The 25,089-nt window shown below is 72.4% G+C and carries 18 protein-coding genes, 1 tRNA gene and 2 pseudogenes; 9 read left to right on the plus strand and 12 right to left on the minus strand.

Going from position 1 to position 25,089, the window contains the following annotated elements; translation table 11 throughout:
• Positions 1-383 precede the first annotated feature (383 nt).
• Together AMK22_RS01230 and AMK22_RS01235 are read right to left on the minus strand one after the other, a co-directional pair.
• Positions 384-457 (minus strand) — tRNA-Pro (locus tag AMK22_RS01230).
• 49 nt (positions 458-506) lie between these two features.
• The gene (locus AMK22_RS01235) at positions 507-3,140 is read right to left on the minus strand and encodes an ATP-binding protein (RefSeq protein WP_073781297.1); all 2,634 of its coding nucleotides are present in this window, start codon (positions 3,138-3,140) and stop codon (positions 507-509) included.
• A 108-nt stretch (positions 3,141-3,248) separates the two neighbouring features.
• On the opposite strand from AMK22_RS01235, the gene AMK22_RS01240 reads away from it, so the two are divergent.
• Positions 3,249-3,785, plus strand: coding sequence for a DUF309 domain-containing protein (locus AMK22_RS01240; RefSeq protein WP_073781533.1), 537 nt, complete (start codon positions 3,249-3,251; stop codon positions 3,783-3,785).
• Between the two features lie 282 nt (positions 3,786-4,067).
• A complete protein-coding gene (gene cobF / locus AMK22_RS01245; protein ID WP_073781534.1) occupies positions 4,068-4,823 on the plus strand; it encodes a precorrin-6A synthase (deacetylating) in 756 nt (251 codons plus the stop codon).
• On the opposite strand, the gene AMK22_RS01250 is transcribed toward cobF, so the two are convergent.
• Positions 4,792-5,586 carry a cobalt-precorrin-6A reductase gene (locus tag AMK22_RS01250; protein WP_073781298.1) on the minus strand — a complete coding sequence of 265 codons (795 nt, stop codon included), beginning with the start codon at positions 5,584-5,586 and terminating at the stop codon, positions 4,792-4,794. The two genes, cobF and AMK22_RS01250, sit on opposite strands and share 32 nt — an antisense overlap.
• Positions 5,587-5,666: 80 nt before the next feature.
• On the opposite strand from AMK22_RS01250, the gene AMK22_RS40470 reads away from it, so the two are divergent.
• Positions 5,667-6,269, plus strand: coding sequence for a hypothetical protein (locus tag AMK22_RS40470; RefSeq protein ID WP_242433787.1), 603 nt, complete (start codon positions 5,667-5,669; stop codon positions 6,267-6,269).
• A gap of 271 nt (positions 6,270-6,540) precedes the next feature.
• On the opposite strand, the pseudogene AMK22_RS01260 reads toward AMK22_RS40470, so the two are convergent.
• A pseudogene (locus tag AMK22_RS01260) lies at positions 6,541-7,101 on the minus strand (FGGY family carbohydrate kinase); the annotation flags it as partial.
• A 477-nt stretch (positions 7,102-7,578) separates the two neighbouring features.
• Between AMK22_RS01260 and AMK22_RS01265 the strand changes: the two are divergent.
• Together AMK22_RS01265 and AMK22_RS01270 are read left to right on the plus strand one after the other, a co-directional pair.
• Positions 7,579-8,586, plus strand: coding sequence for a hypothetical protein (locus AMK22_RS01265; protein ID WP_073781299.1), 1,008 nt, complete (start codon positions 7,579-7,581; stop codon positions 8,584-8,586).
• 123 nt (positions 8,587-8,709) lie between these two features.
• Positions 8,710-10,239 carry an amino acid permease gene (locus AMK22_RS01270; protein WP_073781300.1) on the plus strand — a complete coding sequence of 510 codons (1,530 nt, stop codon included), beginning with the start codon at positions 8,710-8,712 and terminating at the stop codon, positions 10,237-10,239.
• A 91-nt stretch (positions 10,240-10,330) separates the two neighbouring features.
• Here AMK22_RS01270 and AMK22_RS01275 read toward each other — a convergent pair whose 3' ends face one another.
• On the minus strand, positions 10,331-11,173 hold the full coding sequence (locus tag AMK22_RS01275; protein ID WP_073781301.1) for a sulfite exporter TauE/SafE family protein: 843 nt from the start codon (positions 11,171-11,173) through the stop codon (positions 10,331-10,333).
• A 246-nt stretch (positions 11,174-11,419) separates the two neighbouring features.
• On the opposite strand from AMK22_RS01275, the gene AMK22_RS01280 reads away from it, so the two are divergent.
• A complete protein-coding gene (locus tag AMK22_RS01280; protein WP_073781302.1) occupies positions 11,420-13,321 on the plus strand; it encodes a DUF2264 domain-containing protein in 1,902 nt (633 codons plus the stop codon).
• A 100-nt stretch (positions 13,322-13,421) separates the two neighbouring features.
• Here AMK22_RS01280 and AMK22_RS01285 read toward each other — a convergent pair whose 3' ends face one another.
• From AMK22_RS01285 to AMK22_RS01305, 5 genes are all read right to left on the minus strand, one after another.
• Positions 13,422-14,054, minus strand: coding sequence for a LutC/YkgG family protein (locus AMK22_RS01285; RefSeq protein WP_073781303.1), 633 nt, complete (start codon positions 14,052-14,054; stop codon positions 13,422-13,424).
• Positions 14,051-15,592, minus strand: a complete 1,542-nt coding sequence (locus tag AMK22_RS01290; RefSeq protein WP_073781304.1) for a lactate utilization protein B — start codon at positions 15,590-15,592, stop codon at positions 14,051-14,053. The genes AMK22_RS01285 and AMK22_RS01290 overlap by 4 nt, the downstream gene beginning before the upstream one ends.
• Positions 15,589-16,356, minus strand: a complete 768-nt coding sequence (locus AMK22_RS01295; protein WP_073781305.1) for a (Fe-S)-binding protein — start codon at positions 16,354-16,356, stop codon at positions 15,589-15,591. Before AMK22_RS01295 ends, AMK22_RS01290 begins: the two co-directional genes overlap by 4 nt.
• 171 nt (positions 16,357-16,527) lie before the next feature.
• Positions 16,528-17,262: a FadR/GntR family transcriptional regulator gene (locus tag AMK22_RS01300; RefSeq protein ID WP_073781306.1), complete on the minus strand. Its 735-nt coding sequence runs from the start codon at positions 17,260-17,262 to the stop codon at positions 16,528-16,530.
• A gap of 103 nt (positions 17,263-17,365) precedes the next feature.
• Positions 17,366-18,145 (minus strand): crotonase/enoyl-CoA hydratase family protein, encoded by a 780-nt coding sequence (locus tag AMK22_RS01305; RefSeq protein WP_073781307.1) that lies wholly within the window; start codon positions 18,143-18,145, stop codon positions 17,366-17,368.
• Positions 18,146-18,283: 138 nt separating this feature from the next.
• Between AMK22_RS01305 and AMK22_RS01310 the strand changes: the two genes are divergently transcribed.
• Positions 18,284-19,171, plus strand: a complete 888-nt coding sequence (locus AMK22_RS01310) for a DUF2510 domain-containing protein (protein ID WP_073781308.1) — start codon at positions 18,284-18,286, stop codon at positions 19,169-19,171.
• Between the two features lie 157 nt (positions 19,172-19,328).
• Positions 19,329-19,634, plus strand: coding sequence for a hypothetical protein (locus AMK22_RS01315; protein ID WP_073781535.1), 306 nt, complete (start codon positions 19,329-19,331; stop codon positions 19,632-19,634).
• 58 nt (positions 19,635-19,692) lie between these two features.
• Here AMK22_RS01315 and AMK22_RS01320 read toward each other — a convergent pair whose 3' ends face one another.
• Positions 19,693-20,325 (minus strand): class I SAM-dependent methyltransferase, encoded by a 633-nt coding sequence (locus AMK22_RS01320; RefSeq protein ID WP_073781309.1) that lies wholly within the window; start codon positions 20,323-20,325, stop codon positions 19,693-19,695.
• A 177-nt stretch (positions 20,326-20,502) separates the two neighbouring features.
• Here AMK22_RS01320 and AMK22_RS37220 point away from each other — a divergent pair.
• Positions 20,503-21,795, plus strand: a pseudogene (locus tag AMK22_RS37220) (hypothetical protein); the annotation flags it as partial.
• Between the two features lie 120 nt (positions 21,796-21,915).
• On the opposite strand, the gene AMK22_RS01335 reads toward AMK22_RS37220, so the two are convergent.
• Entirely contained in the window at positions 21,916-24,930 is a 3,015-nt protein-coding gene (locus AMK22_RS01335) for an AfsR/SARP family transcriptional regulator (RefSeq protein ID WP_073781536.1), read from the minus strand.
• Between the last annotated feature and the right edge of the window lie 159 nt (positions 24,931-25,089).

The raw sequence follows: 25,089 nt of genomic DNA on the forward strand, positions 1-25,089 counted from the left end.
TGTCTTCGACGAGACAGCTGTGGACTCGGTGCGGGACCGGTGGCGGACGAGGCGTTCACCGCGCTGATGCACCCGGCTGGGAGCAACCGCCGTCAGGCCAGGTGCCCGGATGCCCGTAGCGGGCTCCCCGCGCCATGACGTGCCTCGCTTTCGTCCGATGCCGGATTTCACCGACCCCCACCCAGCGCTACCGCCACCCGGACATGCACAAGGTCATACCTTCCTCGCGCATCGCTCTCCGCACGCCGAGCCCCCTGCCGAGCCCGCTCGTCAGGACACGCTGACGCCGGTCCAGCACGCCGGTCCCCGACTGGCCCCCAAAAACGATCAAGGGCTGGTTTCGGATCCCTCCGAAACCAGCCCTGACCTGTGACTCTCATGAGTCGGGACGACAGGATTTGAACCTGCGACCCCTTGACCCCCAGTCAAGTGCGCTACCAAGCTGCGCCACGTCCCGCTACGGTTCTTCCCGGTGCTCCGGGCGACCGCGCAGGACAAACATTACCTCACTCCGAGGACCGGATCGACGCACGTGCCTGGTGGGCGCGGTCGGCGAGCATTTCCGCGCCGCACGCGGTGGCCAGCTTGTGAGCCCTGGCGAGTTCGCGCGGGGAGCGGGTCGCGATGCCGTAGTCGACGAGCGCCAGGGCGTGTTCGTACGCGGCCGGGGACGCCTCCAGGTGACGGACCGCCTCGGCCAGCAGATGCACCGCGTCCTCGGGACGGGAGAAGAGGGCGACGCAGCGCAGGGCCTCGCCGATCGCGGTGTCCGTACCGAACCGTTCGGCGTGCACGCGGGCGGCGGTGGCGAGTTGGGCGGCGCGCTGCGGGTCCTCCTCCACCAGGGCGCGGGCCAGGTCACCGGCCCAGGGTGCCCACACGCCGTTGAACCTGCCCCGGGCCTCGAGTGCCCGACCGGCCGCTTCGAGTTCGGTGGCGGCCTCCTTGGTACGGCCTTCCGCCAGCAGCAGCCTGCCGCGCAGGCAGGGTGCGTCGGGCAGCACCATCGCGCTGGGATAGGGCGGACCGAAGTCGTAGCGGTCCGCGATCTGTCGGGCCTCGGCGACGCGGCCCCGGGCGATCAGGGTGTCGATGAGCAGGCAGGCCGCGTCCCAGTGGACCGGAAGTCCGCTGCCGACGCGGTCGGCGAGGCGCAGTCCCTCGCGGAGGAAGCCTTCGGCCTCGGCGAGTCGGCCGCGACGGCGGTGGACCAGGCCCAGCAGCGTATGCGCGAACGCGAGGTGCGCACCGCTCCACCCCGAGATCTCGAAGGCGCGGACGGCCTCGCCGAACAGTGCCTCGGCCCGGTCGACCTGGTCGGTGAAGGCGTACGTGATGCCGACGAGCGTGGGCAGCTCGAAGCCCCATTCGGTGTCGGTCCAGCCGAGACCCCGGGCGGGGTGGCCGTCGACCAGGGCGCGTTCGCAGAGGTCGACGATCAGCTGGGCGTTCTCGCCGCGCATCATGGCGTCGAAGGCCCGCAGCGTCAGCAGGGCCCGTTCGGCGTTGTCCCGGCCGGTGAGATGGTCGGCGTTCCGGGCGAGCCGCTCGGACCTGGCGGGCCCGTCGTCCTCCGTGGCCTGCATGCCCTCCCAGAGGAAGTGGGCGGCCTGCAGTCGCATCAGGCCGGGACCCGGCGCGGTGCGCGCGGCCTCGGCGGCGAGCGCGCTCGCCGCCTCCTTGAGCTGGTTGTTGTGGGAATGCGCGGCCGCCAGCCGGTAGGTGGCGTCGATCCGCTGCGTCTCGTCCAGACCCTGCATGTCGAGAGCGGCCCGCAGGTGCTGGACCGTGGTGGCCGGGGAGGTGAGCAGGGTGGCGCAGCCCAGCTCGTACAGCAGGGTCGCCTTGATGTCCGGATGCGGGGGCTCCTCCAGGGCACGCTCCAGACAGCGGCGGGCGGCTTCCGGGGCGCCGACGGCCAGGTGCTGCCGGGACGCCTCGCGGAGCTGCTCGACGAGTTCCGGATCGTCGTCCGGGTGCACTTCGAGGAGGTGCCGGGAGGCCGCCGCGGCGCCGAGCCCCGCACGGGTGATGGCCCACGCGGCCCGTCCGTGGAAGGCGGTGCGGGTGGCCGGCGGGATGGAGCGGTAGATGGCGGAGGCGATCAGCGGATGGACGAACTCCAGCGGATCGAACCCGGTGACGATACGGGCCTCGCGCAGCAGCGCCGTGCAGTCTGCGGCCTCGGCCTGGCTCATCCCGGCCAGCGTGGCGGCGAGGTCCTGTGAGATGTCCGTGCCGAGAACGGCCACGGCCCAGGCGAAGCGGGTGGCGTTGGTGCCGAGCCGTTCGAGCCGGGCGACGAGACCGCTGCCCCGGGCGGAGGCACCGAGTTCGCGCAGCAGACCGGCCGACTCCTCCAGCGGTGCCAGTTCACGGTCCTGGACCTTGGCGACGAGTTCGACCGCCTCGTAGGGATTGCCTCCGGTGACGGCCCACACCTCGCGGCAGAACGGGTCGTCGGCGTGCTCGCCGAGGGCGGCGCGGGCCAGTTCGGCGGTGGCGTCCGGGGTGAGGGCTCGCAGGGCCACCCGGGTCTGGCGCGGGTGGGCGCCGCCCTTTCCGGCGTCCTGGTGCCGTGCCGCCATCTCCTCCGGCCGGTGGGCTCGGACGACGAGGACCGGCAGTTCGGCGAGGCGCGCGGTGAAGGAGTCGAGCCAGGCGAGGGTTTCGCCGTCGGCCCAGTGGGCGTCGTCGATCATGAGCAGCAGCGGGCGGTGGCTCAGCCGGGTGGCGAGCCGGGCCACGACGAAGTCGAGGCCGTCCCGGACACCCTGCGGGTCGGCCTGCGGTCCGCTCGGTCGGGCGAGCCCGAGGGCGGGCGCGGCGATCTCGTACCAGGGACCGAACAGGTCCCGCACCTCGTCGGGCCGGAAGTCGTCGAAAGCCGGTTGCAGTAATTGCCGTACGACGTGGAAGGGAACGGAGGTGACCGTTTCACCACCGCGTGCGGACCAGACCGTGCAGCGGTCGGCGGCCATCGAACGGATCTCGTCGAGCAGTGCCGTCTTCCCGATACCCGCCTCGCCGCTGAAGACCAGCAGTCCTCCGGTGGCCTGGGAGCCGCACAGGGCATCCACGGCTTGTGCGGCAGCGGCGAGTTCCGGCTCGCGCTCGTACAGTGGCCGGGACTGCTTCATCCCTACCCTCCCCAAAGTGGTGCGGACGAGTGTCGACACTAGTCGTGAACCCGGGTCCACGGACAGTGGTTCGTACACTTCATCGCAGGTGCGGGGCACAATCGAATGATGGACGCCACCAGCAGGGACCGGGACGCCGAGGGCCGGGCGCGCAACGCGCGTCCCCGTGACGGACTGGGCCGCCCCCTGCCGTACGGGGCCCCGGGAGTGGAGCGGCAGCCCGAGGGGGTGACCCGCACTCCCGAGGAGACGGTGCGGGAGGCGCAGCGGCTGCTGGACGCGGGAATGCCGTTCCACGCGCACGAGGTGTTCGAGGACGCGTGGAAGTCCGGCCCGCCCTCGGAACGGGAACTGTGGCGCGGGCTGGCGCAGTTGGCCGTGGGGCTGACGCACGCGGCGCGCGGCAACGCCACCGGCGGAGCCCGGTTGTTGCGGCGCGGAGCGGCGGCGCTCGACGGGTTCGGGACCGCCCGGCCGCACGGGATCGCGGTCGACGCGTTGATCGGCTGGGCCGGGGACCTGGCACGACGGGTGGAGGCCGGGGAGGGCGAAGGCGTACCCGGCGGCGGGGCACGGCCCGTCGACGCGGCCGGTGAGGCACCCCGCCTGCTCCCCGGAGGCCGCCGGGGCGTGTTCCGAAAGTAGCGTCGTCCGCCCGAACGGCGGGACCCGCGGCGTCCGGTGCGGTGCATCGCAGGGCGGAGGGCCGTCCTCGTACCGGGCGTACGTGGGATCCCGACAACGCGGTGAGGCGCCGTGCCGGGCGTCGCGGGCCGGACGGGGCTTTCGGAACACGCCCCAGTGCTGGGACCCGGAAGGGTCCACCGTCCCGTGTGCACGGAACGCGGCCCGCGCGCACGGGGGGCGGCGGCCGGGGCCGGTGGCCCGGGCTCCCCCGGCGCCGGGGCATCGGGCAGACTCGGTGCGGTGAGAAAGATCTATGTCATCGGCATCGGCGCGGGCGACCCCGACCATCTGACCCTGCAGGCCGTCAAGGCGCTGAACAGGGCGGATGCGTTCTTCATCCTCGACAAGGGCGAGGAGAAGTCCGATCTGACCCGGTTGCGGCGGGACATCCTGGACGCGCACGCGAAGGACCGCTCGTACCGGCTCGTCGAGGCCCGGGACCCGGAGCGCGACCGCGTGACGTCGGACTACTCGCCCGCGGTGGACGACTGGCGCCGGCGTCGCGCGGATCTGTACGAGGACTTCATCGCACGGGAGCTGGGCGAGGACGAGTGCGGGGCGTTCCTGGTGTGGGGCGATCCTGCGCTCTACGACTCCACTCTCGGCATCCTGGAGGAGATCGCCGGCCGGGGTTCCGTGGCCTTCGAGCACGAGGTGGTGCCCGGGATCAGCAGTGTGTCCGCGCTGCTGGCCAAGCACCGCACGGGGCTGAACCGGGTGGCGCGTCCGGTGCAGATCACCACCGGGCGGCGACTGGCCGAGGGCTGGCCCGAGGGCGTCGACGACGTGGTGGTGATGCTGGACGCGCGGCAGGCGTTCACCCGCCATCTCGACCAGGACCTCTTCATCTACTGGGGGGCGTACGTGGGGACCGAGGACGAGATCCTGGTCTCCGGACGCCTCGCCGAGGTGGCGGAGCGGATCGAGGAGTTGCGGGCCGAGGCGCGTGCCCGCAAGGGCTGGATCATGGACACGTATCTCCTGCGCCGCGGCTGAACCCGCCTTCCGCGTACAGGATCCGGAGCGCCGACGGCACGTCGCGGACGACGGGCACGCCGTCGGGTGCCGGCGGGCGGCGGACCACGACCACGGGCAGGCCGAGGTGCCGGGCCGCGGTGAGTTTCGCGGCGGTGGCGGGGCCACCGCTGTCCTTGGTGACGAGGACATCGACGGCGTGCGCGCGCAACAGTTCCGTCTCGCCCTCGACGGTGTACGGGCCGCGGTCGAGGATCACCTCGGTGTGCCGGGGCAGCGGCTGGTCCGGGGGTTCGACGGACCGGACGAGGAAGTGGAGCCGGTCGGCACCGGGCGCCGTGGCGAAGGCCGCCAGACCCAGACGGCCGGTCGTGAGGAATATCCGTTCCCCCATGCCGGGCAGTCGCTCGGCGGCGTGGGCCAGGTCGCGGGCCGGGTACCAGCGGTCGCCGGGGCCCGCCGTCCAGCCGGGGCGGCGCAGCGCGAACAGCGCGGTGCCGGTGGCCCGAGCCGCCTGCGCCGCGTGGGCGCTGATGGTGTCCGCGAAGGGGTGGGTGGCGTCGACGACGGTGTCCACGTCATGGGTGCGCAGCCAGTCGGCGAGGCCGCGCGCACCGCCGAAGCCGCCGACACGCACCTCACCGGCGGGCATGCGGGGCCGGGCGACCCGTCCGGCCAGTGACGTGGTGACGCGGATCGTGGCGGGGCGGCCGGGCGCGGTCAGCTCGGCGGCGAGCTGCCGGGCCTCGGTCGTACCACCGAGAACGAGGATGTGGCCGGGCATGCGTCGAACCTACGTCACGTTCGCGTCCGTCCGCCCGAGCGGTGAACGGGGCGGGCCCGCAGCCATTACGATCCGGCGTCATGAGCACTTCTGACCAGGACCAGGCCGCGGACGCCGCGATAGCCGCTCCCGGGGCGGCCTCCGACGGCGTTCCGGAGGGTGAGACGAAGCAGGTACGCCGCGCCCAGGCCGGGCCGGACGGGGAACCGGCGCGGTCGACGTACGGGGGGCCGGCCACGGGGGCCGGCTCCGAGGACGCTTCCGACACCCCCGTCGAGACCCCCGACGCAGCCGTTGCCGACCGGACCTCCGCCGAAACCGTTGCCGACGCGGCTGACACGGGCGTCGCCGGTACGCGGGGCACCGGCACGGCCGACGAGGCCCGTCCGGAGCCCGTCGCGCAGGTCGGACCCGGGTCCGGGGAGCGACGGCTGACGCCGCGTCAGGCGAGGCGGCTCCGCGTCGTTCTGTCCTCGGTCGGCATGGCCGCGATGGCCGTCGTGCTCGCGTTGCGGATCGCCAGCAGGTCTTCCGTGCTCGTGGTCGGGGTGTACGGGCTCGCGCTGATCCTGTGCGGAATCGTCATCGAGCTCAGCAGGAACGGCCGCACTCGCCTCGGCACGTGGCTGCTCGTGGTGGGGCTGGTCGCGGCGATCGGCTCGGACTGGCTGCTGATTCCCTGACGTCACGTCAGGGTCCTTGGTGGAAGGCGCGATCGCAGCACGGGCACGGAACGTGGGGTCGTGCCGCGGGCCAGGACGCCGGACCCGACCCGGGCACGGGCGCGGAACACGGGGTCAGGACATGCGATCCGTACCGTCGTGCCGTGCGGATCGACCCGGTCGATCCGGATCGCGGGCGACGGCGACGCCGGCCAAGCCCGCACCGGCACCCTCAGCCGCGCCGACCACGGTCATGTCCAGGGCCGGTGTGTCCTGCGGGCCCGGCGGGGCGGCTGCGAGGGGACCACTCGGCGCGTTCCGGATCGAGCAGTTGGGTGCGGCCCGCGGTCGCGGTGTCCGTGACGAACGCACCGGTCAGTCGGTCGACGAGCCAGGAGTCGCTGGTGGTGACGACGCCCTCGCGGGTGAGTTCCCGACTGATCCAGGCCATTTTGGGGGCGGCGAAGTACGGGGCGGGCGGAAGGCCGGTGAGGTGCCTCAACTCGCCGTCGCACGCTTCGAGTTCGGAGCAGATCGGTGCGGGGCGGCGGTCCTGCCCGACGATGGCGTCGGTGAGGGGCCGCCCGGTGTCCGGATCCCGGGCGAGGACCGTCTCGCCCCGGTTGGCCGGGCCGACGGCCGACACGGGTTCGTCCGCCTGTGCCATCGCCCGATTCCCGGCGACGAGGACCGAATCGAGCGGCTCCACCAGGTCCACCTCAACGGCTCCCCCGCTGCCGTGCCGCGGCCGGACCGGCGCCGCCCCGGAACCGATCACGCCGCGTTCGGGGCAGGCCACGAGCGCCTCGGTGCCCGATGTGCCCTGGTCCACGGCGAGTACCGGGCCGGTCATCGACACTCCATCGGGGCAAAAGCTCTGCGGCTTGAACGGATCTGCGGCTCGAACGGAATCGTGATCATTGCTCTGCGACGCCCAGCGTGATGCAGACCACCGCCCACGTCAAGGGTCGTCCGGGCAGGGGCGCGGAATCGTTGTCGGCAAATCAACCCGCGCAAGGCTCAGCGGACTTGAGTTACGGCCTCCAGGCCGTAAGATCCGCGAATCGGTCGGGAGTTCGGGGCGACTGGCCTTACACTCACCGCCGAGCAACACCCCGACACTTTAAAGCAGTTCGGCATTCAACAGCAGTACGACCCCCCACGCCCCCGAGGATTCATGAAACCGAAACACCGCCCCGAGCGCCGGGACCCCGCTTCCCGGGCACTCCGCCGCACCACGGGTTCCACTCCGCCACGGGGTTGTGCGACGTGCTGAGGAGACACTCCGTGCCCCGCTCTCCGTCCCGTCGCACGGGAGCAGGGAACGTCGATGGCCAACAGTGAATTCCGGCCGGTCTATCACCCGGCCGGCCATGACAACGAATTACGGTCCGCGTTACAGGATTTGCGCACCGGACGCTGGTTGTCCATGCGGAAGCTGCTGGAGAACACTCCGGACTGGTCCCTGTGGACGCAGCGCACGCAGGTGCTGGGCGCGGTCGCCGCCGGTTCGGACGCGGTGCAGGCGTGGCTGGCCGAGGAGCCGCACAGCGTGGCCGCCGCCGTGATGCGCGCGCGGGTCGTCGTGGAACGGGCCGTACGCGCCCACCGCGAGGGCCATCACCGTGCCCGGGAGCTGTGGCAGGAGGCGTGGGGTGCCTGCCGGACGGCCGCGCACGCCTCGCCCGCCGATCCGGTGCCGTGGGTGTGTCTGCTCGCCCTGTCCCAGCTGGACGAGCGCCAGCAGTTGGAGGAGCACCGGATGCACCCGCCGGGGCCGATGCTCTTCCCCGGCCCGTGGGGGCTGCTGGCGGAGGCCGACAAGCGTGACCCGTACAACCGCGAGGCGTACCACCGGATGCTCCAGTTCGTGTATGCACGCAAGGCGGGCGGGGCACTCTCGGAGGCGTTCAACTTCGTCCAGTGGGCGGCCTCTTCGGCCCCGGAGGGCTCCGCGCTGCATGTGCTTCCGTTGTACGTCCGGGTCGAGCGGTACCGGCGGGAGCACGGCCACGAGAAGGCCCTGGACCTGCACTGGGTCACCGAGGACGCCGAACGGGACGCGATGCGGGCCTCGTGGCTGTGGTTCCACCGCACTCCCCCGCTCTCCCATTCCCTGCCGGATCTGAACCATCTGGCCCACGCGCTGTGGGGGGCGCTCAAATTCGCCGAGGCGGCGCCGGTGTTCGAGGAGCTCGGGCCGTACTTCACCTCGGTCCCCTGGATGTACCGGACACGTGATCCCAAGGCCCCGGGAGGCGCCGAGGAGATCTTCCTGCGTGCCCGGAGCCGCTGCCTGGCCGCGCCCCGCGAACCCGGGCACGGTCCGCCCGGCTGAGCCGGTACGCCGCGCCGTCGCACCGCACTCCCCGTTCCGGACAGGGCCTCGCGCACGCGTCCGCGGTCCGGCCGTTCCCTCTGTCCGTCCGTCCCCCTGTCCACCGCTCACGGAGGTCTTCCCATGTCCATATCCACCCCCACCCATTCGGGTGCGGAGGCCGCCCCACCGCACGACGAGGAGCAGCGACTGCGGGAGCTCGGCTATCAGCCGGTTCTCGCCCGTCGCATGGGCGGCTTCGGCAACTTCGCCATCAGCTTCTCCGTCATCTCGATCCTGTCCGGCTGCATGACGCTGTACGGCTTCGGCATGTCGACCGGCGGTCCGGCGGTGATGCTCTGGGGCTGGGCGGGTGTGGGGCTCTTCGTGCTCTGTGTCGGCATGGCGCTCGCCGAGGTCACCAGCTCCTACCCGACGTCGGGGGCGCTCTACTACATGGCCGACCGGCTCGGCGGCCGCAAGTGGGGCTGGTACACGGGCTGGCTGAACCTGCTCGGCCTGCTCGGCGCGATCGCCGGCATCGACTACGGTGCCGCGTTGTTCACCGGCGCGTTCATGAACCTGCAGTGGGGCTTCACCCCCACCCCGGGCAAGACAATGATCATCTTTGTCTGCATCCTGCTGCTGCACGCGGTGCTGAACCTGTTCGGCGTCCGTCTCGTCAGCGTGCTCAACTCCATCAGTGTGTGGTGGCATCTCGCCGGTGTCGCGGTGATCGTGATCGTGCTGGCGGTCGTGCCCTCGCACCACCAGTCCCCGTCGTTCGTCTTCACCGAGTTCGTCAACGACACCGGCTGGGACAACCCGTTGTACGTGGCGGCGATCGGTCTGCTCCTCGCCCAGTACACCTTCTGCGGCTACGACGCCTCCGCGCATCTGTCGGAGGAGACGTCGAACGCCTCGGTGACGGCCGCCAAGGGCATCGTCCGCGCCATCTGGGCGTCGTGGATCGCCGGGTTCGTCCTGCTGGCCGGGCTTACCTTCGCCATCCAGGACTACAAGGGCACCCAGGAGACCGCGACCAACGTTCCACCGGCCCAGATCATGATCGACGCGCTGGGGACCTCCGGGGCCACGGCCCTGCTGCTCATCGTGATCGCGGCGCAGCTGTTCTGCGGCAACGCCGAGGTCGCCGCCGCCAGCCGGATGGTGTTCGCGTTCAGCCGTGACAACGCCCTGCCGGGCTCGGCCCTGTGGCGCAAGGTGAGTTCGCGCACCCAGACGCCGGTCAACGCGGTGTGGCTGTCGGTCGTCGTCGCCGCGGTGCTGGCGCTGCCGTCGCTGTACTCGGCCACCGCGTACGGAGCGGTGACCGCGATCAACGTCATCGGCATCACCCCCGCCTACGCCATCCCGATCTTCCTGAAGCTGCGCTCGGGCGACCGCTTCGAGCGCGGTCCGTGGCACCTGGGTCGCTGGAGCAAGCCCATCGGCTGGATCGCCGTGGTGTGGGTGGCCTTCGTCACCGTGCTGTTCCTGCTCCCGCAGTCGTCGCCGGTGACGATCGACTCGATGAACTACGCGTCGATCGCGCTGATCGCGGTGCTGGTCCTGGCCACCGTGTGGTGGTTCGTCGCACGCCGCTCGTACAGCACGCCCTCGGCGTACGGGACCGCGCGCGAGCAGGCGCAGATCGAGGAGGACGTCATCTGACCGGGCTCGCCCACGCGTTCGCGCGGGGCGCCCCGCGCGGACGGCCGCCGCACCGCCCGCGCGCCCGTGATCGTGAGCCGTCGCGCGCCGTTCAGCGCAGCAGCAGTTGCAGTCCGCCGAGGACGGTCGCCGCGATCACCAGTTGCTCGAAGCGCTTCTGGTCGATCCGGTCCACGCAGGCGCGACCGATCCAGGCACCGGGGATCACGAACAGCAGCATGCAGGCGTCCAGCAGCAGCGACCGTGCGTCGATGAGCCCCAGCCCCACGCTGAACGGCACCTTGGACACGTTCACGATGAGGAAGAACCACGCCGATGTCCCCAGGAAGCCGAGCTTCCGGAAGCCGGCGGAGAGCAGATAGAGCGACATGACGGGTCCTCCGGCGTTGGCCACCATGGTGGTGAACCCGCCGAGCACCCCGTAGGAACGGGCCTTGAGCCCGCTCCCGCGCCCGGCCGTCCCTTCGGCCGCGCCCCCGCCGACGCCCCCGCCGACGCCCCCGCCGACGCCCTCGCCGACGTCCTCGCCGCTCGTCGGCAGTGCCCCCGCCCCCTCGCGCGTCCCGTGGTGCGTGCGCCGCCGCCACACGGTGACGCCCGCCATGAACAGCAGGATCGCGCCGATCGACACACGGATCGCCGCGTCGTCGGCACACACCATGAACGCGCATCCCGCCACCACGCCGACCGCGACGGCGGGGAAGAGTCGCAACAGAGTGGGCCAGTGGGCGTGTCGCCGGTAGAGAAGCACGGCGAGCACGTCGCCCACGACGAGGATCGGGAGCAGCACCCCGGTGGACTCGCGCGCCGGGAGTACGGCCGCGAAGACGGCGAGACTGATCGTGTTGGCGCCGCTGACGGCCGACTTGGAGAAGCCGACGAGAGCGGATGCCGCGGCGAGCGCCGCCCATTGCCAGAGTGCGAGGGTGTCCATGCCAAAGGCTGATCATAGGCGCGCCCCCGACACCTCGGGGGCACCTCGACACTTCACGAAATGATCGTTCGATCGCTCCCATTTCCCTCTGATCGATCTCTTGACCCAATAACGATCAATCGATCAGAATTCCTCTGTGACCCGAAACAGGAGCCGCGTCGGCGGCGCGGACGTCCGGCCCGGGAGACGAGCCGCGGGCGACGGATTCGCCCACCGCGTACGACGTGAAAGGCCGGCATTCCTCGCATGACCGCACCCCACCCGCGCCCTCCCTTCGAACTCCCCTCCGACGACCCGGTGCTGAGCCCGCGCACCGGCTACACCCGAGCGCACTGGGAGGCCGTTGCCGACGGACTGCTGGCGGCCGCCTGGAAGTGGGCCACTCCCAGCGGGGCCCTGCTGGACCTGCCCGGCAGGCCCTCCGTGTCCGGGGTGCGCTCCGACGGTCTGGAGGGATACGCGCGCACCTTCCTGGCCGCCGCCTTCCGGGTGGCGGGCGCGGGCGGCGAGGACCCGCACGGCTGGCTCGGCCGCTACGCCGACGGGCTCGCGGCCGGCACGCTCACCCCGGGCCGGGACGACGCCGAGTCATGGCCGCTGATCCGCGACCACCCGGCCCTCGGCCAGCCCATGGTGGAGTCCGCCTCCGTCGCCATCGGACTGCGGCTCACCCGTCCGTGGCTCTGGGACCGGCTGGAGCCCGGGGTGCGGGACCGGACCGAGGCGTGGCTGCGCGATGCCCTGCGACACCGCCCCGCGCCCAACAACTGGTACCTGTTCCCCTACGCGGTAGCCGGTTTCCTGGAGTTCGTGGGCCGCGGCGACGCGGAGACGGCCCGCGCGAAGGAGCGCGCCCGCGACCTGCTGGAGGGCTGGTACCGCGGCGACGGCTGGTACTCGGACGGCGACGGACGCGCCTTCGACCACTACAACGGCTGGGCGCTGCACCTCTACCCCGTGCTGGACGCCCATCTGTCGGGCGACACCGGGCTGTGCGCGCACTACGGCGCGCGGCTGAGCGAACATCTGGAGGGCTTCTCGCTGCTGTTCGGCGGCGACGGCGCGCCGATCCACTTCGGTCGGTCGCTGACCTACCGTTTCGCCGCCGCCTCGTCGGTCGCGCTCGGTGCCGTCACCGGGCACACCCCGCTCGCGCCCGGCGTCTCCCGACGGGTGATCGACGGTGCGCTGCGCTACTTCCTGGACCGCGGCGCGGTGGGCGCGGACGGGCTGCTGAGCCTGGGCTGGCACGGCCCGCACCCGGCCGGTCTGCAGAACTACTCGGCCCCCGCGTCGCCGTACTGGGCGTCCAAGGCGTTCGTGTCGCTGCTGGCCCCGGAGGATCATCCGCTGTGGACGGCGACCGAGGAGCCCGCGCCGAGCGAGGGGCCCGACCGAGTGCTCGCGCTGCCCGCGCCGGGGCTGCTCGTGCAGTCCACGGGTGCGGACGGGATCGTACGGCTGCACAACCACGGCAGCGACCACGTGCTGCCGCACGAGGGCGAGGCCGGTGCCCCGGCCGATCCGCTGTACAGCCGTCAGTCGTACTCCACGGTGACCGGCCCTACCGCGGGCGGGAACGTGGCGGACAACCATCTGGCGGTGGTCGTCGCCGGGGCGCGCAGCGGCCGCCGGGCCATCCGTCCGCTGGGTGCGGGCGACGGGGACGGTTGGGGGTGGGCCGCCTCCTGGCACCGCCCCGTGTTCGCCTCCGGGCAGCCGATGGCGCCGAGGATGCGGGTGGAGAGTGTCACGGTGGTGCGCGGCCGGTACGAGCTGCGGGTGCACCGGGTGCTCGGCGCGCCGGACGGGGCCCGGGTGGAGCAGACGGGATGGGCGACCGGCCGTGACGACACGGTGGTGTCGGCGCTGCACGGTCTGCACGGCTGGGAGACGCGGGACGTGGTGCGGGCCCCGGAGGGCACCGCGTACACGCCGTGGGCGCAGGTGCCCCGGCTGTCCGGTCCGGCGCAGGGAACGACGCTGCTGGTGGCACTCGCCTCGCTGACCGCGGAGCCGGGTGCGGCGCCCCTCGACGCCGTGGTGAGCGATGTCGACGTGGACGGGGACACGGTGGCGGTGTCCTGGGCGGACGACGCGACGACCACCCGTGTCCGCTTCGAGCCGCTCACCGTCACGCACGGCTGAGCACCGGCGGACCACGGCCCGGTGGCGCGGGGTGCGCGGCCGGGGAAGACCACGCACCCCGCCGCGCACCCCGCACCCGTGTCCGGGGGCCCTGCCCGCCCTACGCGTCGGTGCGGATCACCACCACCAGGGTGCGCGGTCCGTGAACACCCTCCACGCGTTCCAGTTCGATGTCCGACGTGGCGGACGGCCCGCTGATCAGCGTCGTCGGCCGGTCCGGCACCAGCCGGGCCACCGCCTCGGGCACACCGACCTCGACCGCCGACAGGTCGACGACGCACACATGCAGATCGGGTACGAGGGAGAGCGCCCGCCTGCCCTGGTCCGGCGATCCGTCCAGGAAGATCGTGCCCGTCTCGGCGCAGCCGGCGGCCGACGCGGTGACGACGCCGTCCAGCGCGTCGAGGCGCGGTGCCGGAAGGTCGGCCGAGTCCACCCGGACCTCGCCGTCGTACGTGCCCAGCCACGACGTGTCGAGTCCGGCCGGTACCCCGATCCGCCGTGCGTCGTGTTCCCGCAGCGCCTCGGTGACGGTCGCGGCGGTACGGTCGGCGGTACAGGTGCGCACCTCGGCCTTGTAGTCGACGAGGCGGTCGGTGAAGAGGGCCAGGCGTTCGTCGTCGGGAAGGGTCCGCCCGGTGCGGTAGGCACGGTCCACGGGGGTGTCCTGGACCGGGGCGAGGGTCAGGGCGTCCCTGATCCGGCCCAGCACGGTCTCGCGTGCGGTCGTCACTTCCCCTCCTCCTTCCGCGGGTCGTCCGAGCGCTCGGCGGCGGCCGCGCGCATCGTCGCGGCTCCCTCGGCCGATGCCAGCCAGGCGCGGAAGGTCTGCTTCGGCGGCGCGGCGGTGTCGCGTCCGGCGCTCCAGTTGTCGAACGGCGGCGGCAGATGTCTGATTCTGCCGTCCCGTCCGGCGAGGACGCGGCCGAGGGCGGCGCCCTTCTGCGCGGTCGTGTACAGCCCGGGCCGTCGCATCACCGTGGCGGCGGCCTTCATGGCCAGCTTCTCCGCCGTCGTCCCGGCGTGCTCGGTGTGCTGATGGCGCAGTTCGACCAGCAGCGACGGGATGTCGATCTTGACCGGGCAGGCGTCGAAGCAGGCGCCGCAGAGGCTGGAGGCGTACGGCAGCGAGCCGTTGGGGTCGCCCTTGACCGCGTCCATCCCGGCGAGCTGCGGGGTGAGGACCGCGCCGATCGGTCCGGGGTACGTCGATCCGTACGCGTGGCCGCCGGCCCGTTCGTACACCGGACAGACGTTGAGACAGGCCGAGCAGCGGATGCAGTTGAGGGCCTCGCGGCCGATCCGGTCGGCGAGCGCCGCGGTGCGGCCGTTGTCGAGCAGGACCAGGTGGAACTCCTGCGGCCCGTCGCCCGGTGCCACCCCGGTCCACATCGAGGTGTAGGGGTTCATCCGCTCCCCGGTGGAGGAGCGCGGCAGCAGTTGCAGGAACACCTCCAGGTCCTGGTAGCGCGGCAGCACCTTCTCGATGCCCATGACGGTGATGAGGGTGTCGGGCAGGGTCAGACACATGCGGCCGTTCCCCTCCGACTCCACGACGCAGAGCGTTCCGGTCTCCGCGATGCCGAAGTTGGCGCCGGAGACCGCCACTTTGGTCGTCATGAACTTCTCGCGCAGATAGGCGCGGGCGGCGGCGGCGAGATGCGCGGGCACATTGTCGAGACGCGGGTCGACACCGGGGATCTCCTTGAGGAAGATCTGCCGGATCTCGTCGCGGTTGCGGTGGATCGCGGGGACCAGGATGTGCGACGGCTTGTCGTGGGCGAGTTGGACGATCAGTTCGGCGAGGTCCGTCTCGTGGGCGGTGATGCCGGCGGATTCGAGGTGCTCGTTGAGGCCGGTCTCCTGGGTGGCCATCGACTTGACCTTGATGACGTCGGTGCTGCCGGTCGCCCTGACGAGCCGGGTGACGATCTCGTTCGCCTCGACGCCGTCGCGCGCCCAGTGGACGATGCCGCCGCGCTCGGTGACCCTGCGCTCCAGTTCCTCCAAGAGTTCGGGGAGCCGGTTCATGGTGTCGTTCTTGATGGCCGATCCGGCGTCGCGCAGCGCCTCCCAGTCGGGCAGTTCACCGGTGACGTCGAGGCGTTTGGCGCGGATGGTGCGGGTGGCCCTGCCGAGATTGCGGCGCAGTTGTTCGTTGCGCAGTTCGTCGTGGGCCGCCTTCGGGAACGTCCGGTCGCCGCGCAGGTTGCCCGTTCCGTACGGGGAGCGGGGCGGGGTCGCGGGCATGCCGAGGAAGGTGCTGCTCATCGGAGGGCCTCCGTCGGGGCGTACGGCGCGGTGCGGGTGGCGGCGAGGATCTGCGCGAGGTGCAGGGTGCGGGTGCCCGATCCGATGCGGGAGAGACCGCCGCCGATGTGCATCAGGCAGGACGAGTCACCGGCGGTGCAGACGTCGGCGCCGGTGGTGGCGATGTTGCGCATCTTGTCCTGGAGCATCGCCGTCGACGTGTCGGCGTTCTTGAGGGCGAACGTGCCCCCGAACCCGCAGCACGCGTCCGCTTCGGGGAGTTCGACGAGGTCGATGGAGTCGACGGCGCGGAGCAGCTTCAGGGGCTTCTCGCCGACCCGGAGCATGCGCAGGGAGTGGCAGGTGGGGTGGTAGGTCACGCGGTGCGGAAAGTAGGCCCCGACATCGGTGACGCCCAGGACGTCGACGAGGAGTTCGGACAGCTCGTACGTCTTGCCCTTGACGGCGGCGACCCCGGAGCGCAGCGCGGCGTCGCCGTACCGCCGGGCGACCAGGTCGTGCTGGTGGCGGACCGTTCCGACGCACGAACCGGACGGCATGACGACGGCATCGATCGACGCGTCGCCGAACTGCTCGGCGAAGTTCCGCACCAGCGGCACGGGTTCGCGCTGGTAGCCGGTGTTGACGTGCATCTGTCCGCAGCAGGTCTGCCCCGGAGGGAACACCACGTCATGGCCGAGACGGGCGAGCAGGACCGCGGTCGATTTCACCGCCTCCGGGAAGAGCGTGTCTCCCAGACAGGTGGCGAAGAGTCCGATGCGCATGGATCTCTCCGATCGTTTCTCCGATTCTTTTATGGTCCGACCATACTAGCCTCCGTCCAGAACGCGAAGAGTGAGGCACACATTCAGGGGGGCGAGAAGCCTGTGAAAGTCATGCACCTGACAATCACTTACTGAACGTCCGACCGCTTCGGAATGGATCGGCCGGCGGCCTCACACCTGCCCGGCGTCCTCGTCGACCAGCGTGCCGTGCAGGTCGCGGATTTGGCGTTCGACCAGGTCGGCGGCGTCCGCGCCCCGCCCGGCCCGGACCAGCCCCAACAGTTCGGCGTGTTCGGCGTCGAGTGCGGCAGCCATGGCGGGCCAGTCCTCGGCCCGCTCCAGCGCCCGCAGGATCAGCGGGCGCACCGACTCGCGTACGGCGGACGTGAGTGTGGAGGTCAGCTCGTTGCCCGAACTGCGGGCGATGTGGACGTGGAACCGGGTGTCCAGGTCGTTGAACTCGGCGACCTCGATCCCGGGCTCCCTCATGCGCTCGACCAGGCCCTCCGCCTCGTCGAGGTCCTCCTTCGAGGCATGCCGCGCGGCCGCCTCGAAACTGGACCGCTCCAGCGCGACGCGCGCCTCCAGGACGTCATGGAGCCCGTAGCTGCCGAGGGCGAAGTGCAGACGCAACAGTCGCCCGAGGGCGTCGTCCGGATTGCGTACGATCCGTGCCCCCGCGTCCGGCCCCCGGCCCGGCTGGGCGACCAGCACGCCGATGGTCTCCAGCACCCGCAGCGCCTCGCGCAACGCGGACCGGCTGACCCCGAGAACCGGCGCCAGCTCGCGCTCGGGGGGCAAGCGGTCACCGGCCTTGAGCTCACCGGCGAACACCCGCTGTTCGATGCTCTGAAGCACGAGTTCGTGCGTGCGCGACTGCCGTACGGGCTGCCACTCGACCGGCATCCGTCGCCCCCTGCCCCGGCCGGTGTCGTCCGGCCGCCGTCACGTCCTCTGATCCTCTCCCCACTATGTCACATATAACGTATGGTCGGACCAAAGAGCGGATTCAGTCGCCGAAGACTCCATGCCGCCCCGCACCGCCGCCGAACCGGGCGGCCCCGGCCCGCGCCTCCCCCGCGGCGAGCGGCACCAGGCCGTGCCGGTACTCGGCGGCCAGGGCGTCCCGCTCGTCCAGACCGTGCTGCTCCCGTACCGAGAGCCGGTCGTGGCGCAGGCACAGCTGCGGGAACGCGGCGATCTCCCGGGCCAGCCGCTCCGCCGCGCGACGGGCCTCACCGGGCGGGACGATCCGGTTGGCGAGCCCGACGGCGTACGCCTCGGACGCCGTTACGGGGCGCCCCGTGAGGATCATGTCCATGGCCCGGCTCTCACCGATCAGCCGGGGCAGCCGCACGGTTCCGCCGTCCACCAGCGGCACTCCCCAACGGCGGCAGAACACCCCGAACACGGCGTCGTCCTCGACGACCCGCAGATCGCACCAGACGGCCAGCTCCAGTCCCCCGGCGACCGCGTGCCCCGCCACCGCCGCGATGACCGGCTTGCTCAGGCTCAGCCGGGTCGGCCCCATCGGCCCGTCGCCGTCCGCCCGCACCCGGTTGCCCCGTTCGGTGCCGATCGCCTTCAGGTCGGCACCGGCGCAGAACGTACCCCCCTCGCCCCAGAGCACGGCGACGGACGCGTCCGGGTCCGCGTCGAACTCACGGAAGGCATCGGCCAGTTGCCCGGCAGTCGGGCCGTCCACCGCGTTGCGCACCTCGGGCCGGCCCAGGATCACGGTGAACACGGGCCCGTCGCGCTCGATCCGTACCGCAGGCCGCTCGTCCATGGTTCGCCCTCCCGCGACGGATCGCCGTTGCCCGGTGGAGGATTCCGCCGCCGGGAAGTACCCCGATGGTGCCCGTCGCACACACCCCGCGCCAACGGATTCATCTGATTCTCAGGCAATCGCTCTACGGTGGGCCGTGTGACCCAGACGAGCCCGCCCGGCTGGCATCCCGACCCCGGGCATACAGGAATCGGTCCCCTTCACGAACGCTGGTGGGACGGCACCCGATGGACCGACCATCTGCGCGTGCCGCCCGCCACCATCCGGCGACGCCGGAGACGTATCGGCATCGGCGTCGCCGCCGGTGCGGTGGTGCTCGCCACCGTCTCGGGCGGCCTCTTCCTCCTGAACGACTCCGACGACGCGCCGGCGGGGCGGGACGCGGCCAGGGCGCCGTCCACCGGGCCCGACGGCGCGCCCGGAGGGCGTGGCGGGGAGAACCGGGGCGGCGAGGACCGTACGCCGGGGCGGGAACGGCCCCGGATGGAGGACGGATACGCCACGGACCTGCTCAGCGGCATCAGCCTTCCGGTGCCGAAGGGCTGGACGGGCCGGTCCGGAATGTCGGGTGCCGGCCTGACCACGGGCGAGTACCCCTGCCCGGGCGACGCGTCCGAGCAGTGCGTGCGCGGAGGGGTGTTCTCCGCGCCGGCGAAGGCCCTGAAGCTCGACGCGGGAACGGCGAAGGCCACGGCGACGCGGGACATCTCCGCCAACGCCACGGAGTCCTACGGCGAGAAGATCTACGGCGGCATCACCTCGCACGAGGAACTGAAGTCCGGGGCGGTCACGGTGGCGGGCCGTCAGGGCTACCTGGTGCGCTGGAAGGTGGTGACGAAGAACGGCGACGACGGGTACGTGCAGTCGCTGGCCTTCCCGTCCCCCCGCGACGAGGACACGATGGTCGTCGTCCGCTCGGGGTTCGACATCGGTCCGCAGGCGCCCGCGCTCTCCGTCATGGACGACATCACCAAGGGCATCAAGGCGGCCTCCACGGCGGGTTCCGGTCCGGGCACCACCGCGTAGCCTCCCGCCCGTGTCCTCGAACCGCCACCCGTCGTCCGGCCGGACGACGGCAGTTCGAGGACACGGCCCGGGCACGTGCGGCACTGAGTACGAGAGACGGTCGGGCTGAGTACGCGGACCGGTCCCCCGTCCGCGCGCAGCTGGTCGAATGACGGTCATGGTTCCCGACACACCGCACCGCCCCCGCCTCCAGCACGTGACCACGGCCGGTACAGCCCTCGCCGTGACCCTGGCCCCGCTGGTCATCGGCGTGCTCCTGGCGAAGGCCATGGCCGCGGACCCGATGACACCGGTCAACGCGCTGGTCACCAGGGGCGGCCAGCCCGTTCCCCTCTCGCCCGCGCAGTGGCGCGGGTGCGGTGCCCGGGCGCTGCGCGGCTGGCGGGGTCCGCTCGGCGGTCGCGGACGGGCGGCGGCGCGCGCACGGCTGCGCGCGAGCACGCGGATCACGCGCGAGCACTGAGGGAGCACCGCCCCCGGCCGGGCAGTCCCCGGTGGGCCGTCCCGGTGGGGCGGCCCAATCAGCCCCGACGGCAGAGCAGGAACAGTTCCGGTTCCGGCACGGCCGCCCCGTGCGCCGGGGTGAACAGATCGCTGCGCTCCCACAGGACCGAGAACCCGGCGGCCGTGACCGTCTCGGTGAACGACGCGGCGTCGAAGCTGGACACCCGCATCTCCTGACCCATGAAGACCACGGAGGCGTCCTCGACGTCCAGTGGCACCGTCGCGACGGCGAGCACGCCCCCCGGTGTCAGAAACCGCCCGAGCTTCCGCAGCACCTTCGACTGGTCCTCCCGGGGCATCTGCAGCAACGAGAAATAGGCGCACACGGCGTCGAACCCGCCCTCGTCCAGGTCGAGTTCGCGGATGTCGGCGCAGACGAACGAGGCACTCGGAACCTGGCGGGACGCCAGTTCCACCATCACGGGGGAGACATCGACGCCCAGGACGGCGTGCCCGGCTTCGACGAGGGCCGACGCCGTCGGCCGCCCCGTGCCGCTCCCGACGTCCAGGACCCTTCCGTGCGGCGGGAGTTCCTCCAACAGGCGCTGGAGCGAGGCATGGCGGGCGGGCGAGCCGGCGAACGCCCGCTCGTACTCCTCCCCCAGCGCGTCGAACACTGCGGCGGCCGACCGGCCGTGGTCGTCGTCCATCGTTGCGGTCCTTCCGTTGCTCCGGCACCTCTTCGTGATCGCCATCATTCCTGATGTCCAACGGGTTCCGGCACACCCGCTCATGACGTCATGTCAGCGACTGGCACGCCGTGCGCCGCTCCGTCCCCCGGGCCGCCAGGACCGGTCCCGGGCCATAAACCGGTTCCGTGCCGACGAGGGGCGTCATTACACTCGCCTTCGATCACGCGTGGGCAGGCCGACCGGCACGGTGTGCCCAGGATCGCCTTCGTCAACAAGATGGACCGCACCGGCGCCGACCTCGACGCCGCGGTCGCCTCGACGCACGAACGACTGGGCACGGTGCCCCTGGTCACGCAGATGCCGATCGGTGCGGAGGACGGATTCACCGGAGTGGTCGACCTGCCGCGCATGCGGTTCCTGATCTGGGACGGCGACCGTGGCGGGTACGAGGAGGGGCCGGTTCCCGACACCCTGCGGGAGGAGGCGCACCGGCGCCGTCGCCTCCTGGAGGAGACCGTGGCGGAGCATCGTCGCGGTGATCGGGCCGAAGGGGACCCGTACCGGTGCGATGCTGTGCGCACCGGACGCCCCACTGCTCCTGGAGCCGCCGCCCGTGGCCGATCCGGTCGTCTCCGTGGCCGTCGAGGCGCGACGGGGCGCCGACACCGACCGTCTGGTGTCGGCCCTCGCGCGGCTGGTCGAGGAGGACCCGTCACTGGTGGTCCGGACCGACCCGGAGACCGGGCAGACGGTGCTGTCGGGCATGGGGGAACTCCATCTGGAGGTCGCGGTGGAGAAGACCGCCGTGCGCACGGGCTGGAGGTCGGCGTGGGCCGTCCCCGGGTCGCGTACCGCGAGACCGTCGTCCGCGGCGTGTCGGGGCTGGTGTACCGGCACGTCAAGCAGGACGGGGGTGCCGGTCAGTTCGCCCATGTGGTCCTCGACACCGAACCGCTGGAGGCGACCGGTGAGCACGGCGGCGCAGGAGCGGCGGTCTTCGAGTTCCGGTCGGCCGTCGTCGGCGGCCGGGTGCCGCAGGAGTACGTGCGGGCGGTGGAGGCGGGCTGCCGTGACGCCCTGGCCGAGGGGCCGCTGGGAGGCCACCCGGTGACCGGTGTGCGGGTCACGCTGACGGACGGGGCCACGCACTCCAAGGACTCCTCGGAGACGGCGTTCCGGACGGCCGGCCGGCTCGCGCTGCGTGAGGCGCTGCGCATCGGCGTCATGGCGCTGCTGGAGCCGGTCACGGAGGTCACGGTCACCGTTCCCGACGATGCCGTGGGCGCGGTGCTCGGCGACCTGGCGGCCCGGCGCGGCCGGGTGTCGGGCCGGGCGGCCCGGTCCGGTGCATCGGTGATCACCGCGACCGTGCCGCTGGCGGAGCTGTTCGGCTACGCCACCCGGCTGCGCGGCCGGACCCGGGGCCGGGGAACCTTCACCGCCCGGCCCGCCGGGTACGCCCCGGCGCCGGCCGCCGCGGCTGGATAGCGGGCCGGGTGCGGTCCCGCCCGTTCCGTACGCGGGCGGGGCCGCACCCCGTACGGTCGGGGAACCGCGGCCCCGGCTCCCCGACCGTGTCGGTCCGGTGGGGGTGGCGTCGGCCCGCGCTCACACCGTGCGCAGGGCCGCGGCCTCCGCACGGGCCCGCAGTGCGGCTTCCCGCTCGCCTGCCAGGCCGTGCGCCCGGGCCAGTGTGTCGAGGCCGACGGCCAGCCAGGTGCTGGAGCCGATGTGCCGCCAGATCCTGACGGCGGCCCGGGCGCGGCTGCGGGCGGGCGCCGCGCGGCCGACCGCGAGTTGTGCCTCCGCGAGCGCGTACAGCGTCGCCGCCTCACCCCAGAGGTTGCCGAACTCCCGGTAGGTCCACAGGCTCTTCGCCAGCAGGCGGCGCCCCTCGTGGTGCTCGCCCAGGCGGACCAGGACGTCGCCGAGCCAGCAGGCAGCGTGGGTGGCGGTGAGCCGGTCGCCGAGGTTCTCGCTGATCACCGCCGCCTGCCGGTAGGCGTCGGCGGCGTCCCGGTAGGCCCCGCGAGCCCGGTGGCTCTGGCCCAGGCAGCGCAGGGCCTGCGCCTCCCCGGGCAGGTAGCCCGCCAGCCGACTGGCCCGGAGGCACTCGGTGAACCGCGCCACCGCGGCCTCGACGCGCCCCCGCTCCAGGTCGATCACGCCGAGCCCGTTGGTCGCGTACACGAGGCAGTTGACGTTCCCCGCCGAGTCGGCCAGTTCGACGGCCGCCTCGAAGTGGAGGACGGCGGAGTCGTACGCTCCGAGCAGTCGGTGCACGTACGCCAGCCCGGCCGTCGCACTGGCCCGGTACGTCGGCTCCTGCCCCTCGGCGAGCAGGAGGGCCTGCTCGAAGTGGTGCAGTGCTTCCGGGTACCGATCGAGGATGGTGGTGAGCTCTCCGAGGCACCGGTGGAGCTTCGAGGCGCTGTGCTCGTCGCCGCTGCTCAGTGTCGCCTTGAGCGCCCGGCTCTGGAGCCGTTCCCAGTCGTCGAAGTGGCTGCCGACCTGGAAGAAGGCCGTGAGCGCGGTGGCGAGCCCGGCGGCGGGCGCGGTCTCCCCCCGGTCCAGGGCCTGTTCGGTGACGCCCACGAGGAACTGGCGTTCGTCGTCGAACCACGCCAGTGGGTCGGCGAGCAGGGCTCCGGTGTCGGCCTCGGGGAGCCGCCACGAGGCCAGGTCCTTCTGCGGGATGCCCTGGAAGTCGACGCTGAGGGTGCCGGCCGCGAAGTCGGTGAGATGCAGACTCGCCCCGAGCAACCGGTCCAGCGCGCCCGCACGGTCACGGTACGAGAGGCTCCGTTCAGCGTGCTCCCGGGCGAACAGCCGTACCAGATCGTGCAGTTGGTAGCGGATTCCGGTGGCGCCGACCGCTCCGGTCTGCACCAGGTGCACCTCGACCAGATCGTCGAGAACGGCCTCCGCCTCGGACAGATCCACGTCGAGGAGTGCGGCCGGCACCCAGGGGGCGAAGTCCGGTCCCGGCAGCAGGGCCAGCATTCCCAGCGCACGTTGTGTCGCCTCGGCCATCCCCCGGTACGTCAGTCCGAGGCTCGCCCGTACGGCGATGTGGCCGACGGCCAGCTCGTCGAGCTTGCGCTGCTCGTCGGCGAGGGCACGGGCCACCCTGTTCAGGGGCCAGTGCGGTCGTGCGGCCAGGCGCGCCCCGGCCACCCACACCGCCAGGGGCAGACCTCCGCAGGTCTCCACGATGGAGCGGGCCGCTTCGGGCTCCGCCCCGGTCCGCTCCGGTCCCAGCATCTCGCGCAGCAGGGCGAGCCCCGTCACGGAGCCGAGCACGCCGAGCGCGATGCGACGGCCGCTCATCTCCGCCAGGGTCGTCCGGCTGGTGACCAGGGTGGCGCAGTGCCCGCCGCTCGGCATGAGGTCCCGTACCTGCTCCGCGTCGGCCGCGTTGTCCAGGACGACGAGCACCCTGCGCTGGGCCAGCAGGGTCCGGTAGAGGTGGACGCGGTCGGCCAGTTCGCCGGGTACGCTCCCGCCGCTCGTGCCGAGGGCGCGGAGGAAGGTACCGAGGACCGTGAACGGCTCGGCGGGCTCGTCACCGAAGCCTCGCAGGTCGGCGTGGAGCTGCCCGTCGGGAAAACGGGCGGCGAGCCCGTGCGCCGTGCGCACGGCGAAGGCCGTCTTGCCCACCCCGGCGGGTCCCGTGACGAGCAGCGTCACCGGACCGGCGGTGTCTCCGTCGAACAGCCGGTGCGCCTCGTTCAGCTCGGCTTCCCTGCCGACGAACAGCGACAGGTCCGGGGGCAGGAGACGCGGGACGAGCTGCCGTCCCGCGGCGTTGGCCGGGGAGACCGCCGCACCGGACTCGTGGGCCGGCTTCGCCGCGTCGAGCCGCACGACGGGGCGGACCACGGCCAGTTCGGGGTCCGCCGCGAGGATCCGCCCGTGCAACCGCCGCAGCTCCGCACCCGGGTCGACCCCGAGCTCGTCGGCGAGCAGCCGCCGGGCACGCTCGTACCCGTCCAGGGCATCCGCCTGCCGCCCGCAGCGGTACAGGGCCAGCATCAGCTGCCCGACCACTCGTTCGTCCAGTGGCCGCTCGGCCGCCCGGGCGAGCAGCTCGGTCACCAGCCGACCATGCTGCGCCAGCCGCAACCGGACGTCGACCAGCTCCAGTTGCGCGGCCAGCCGCTCACCGTCGAGGAGATCGCGCTGCGCGTTGAACCAGGGAGTGTCCACGCCGGCGAACGCACTGCCCCGCCACAGGCCGAGGGCCTCTCGCCAGAGCGCCTCGGCCCGTTCGTCGGTGCCCGCCTTCCGGGCCAGGCCCGACAGCTCCCGGAAGTGGTGGACGTCCACCGACGCGGGCTCGACGGCCAGCCGGTAGCCGCCGCCCCGCTCCCGGGTGAGGGCCGCGGCCTCGCCCGCCAGCACCTGCCTCAGCCGGGAGACGTATCCATAGAGTTTCGTGCGGCCGCTCGTCGCCCCGGCGTCGCCCCAGACCCGGTCCACCAGCGCGTCGGCCGACACCACCCGCTCCGCGTCGACGAGGAGCGCCGCGAGCACCCGCCGCTGCACCGCGTGCCCCGCGTCCACGGGGACACCGTCCCGCCGCACCTCGATGGTCCCGAGGATCCCGAAGAGCGTGGCCACCGACACCCCCCTTGAGCCGACCGACAACCCCCACGGCCACTCTGCGCGCCGCCGGTCGGCCAGGCCAAGACGGATTCAAGCTTTTCCGAAGGTTCACCGACGGCCGCCCCCGCACCATGACCGCACGGATCGCCACCGCATCGGACGGCGACGCTCCCG

Origin of the sequence: Streptomyces sp. CB01580, from assembly GCF_001905795.1 — a bacterium.
GTDB lineage: Bacteria > Actinomycetota > Actinomycetes > Streptomycetales > Streptomycetaceae > Streptomyces.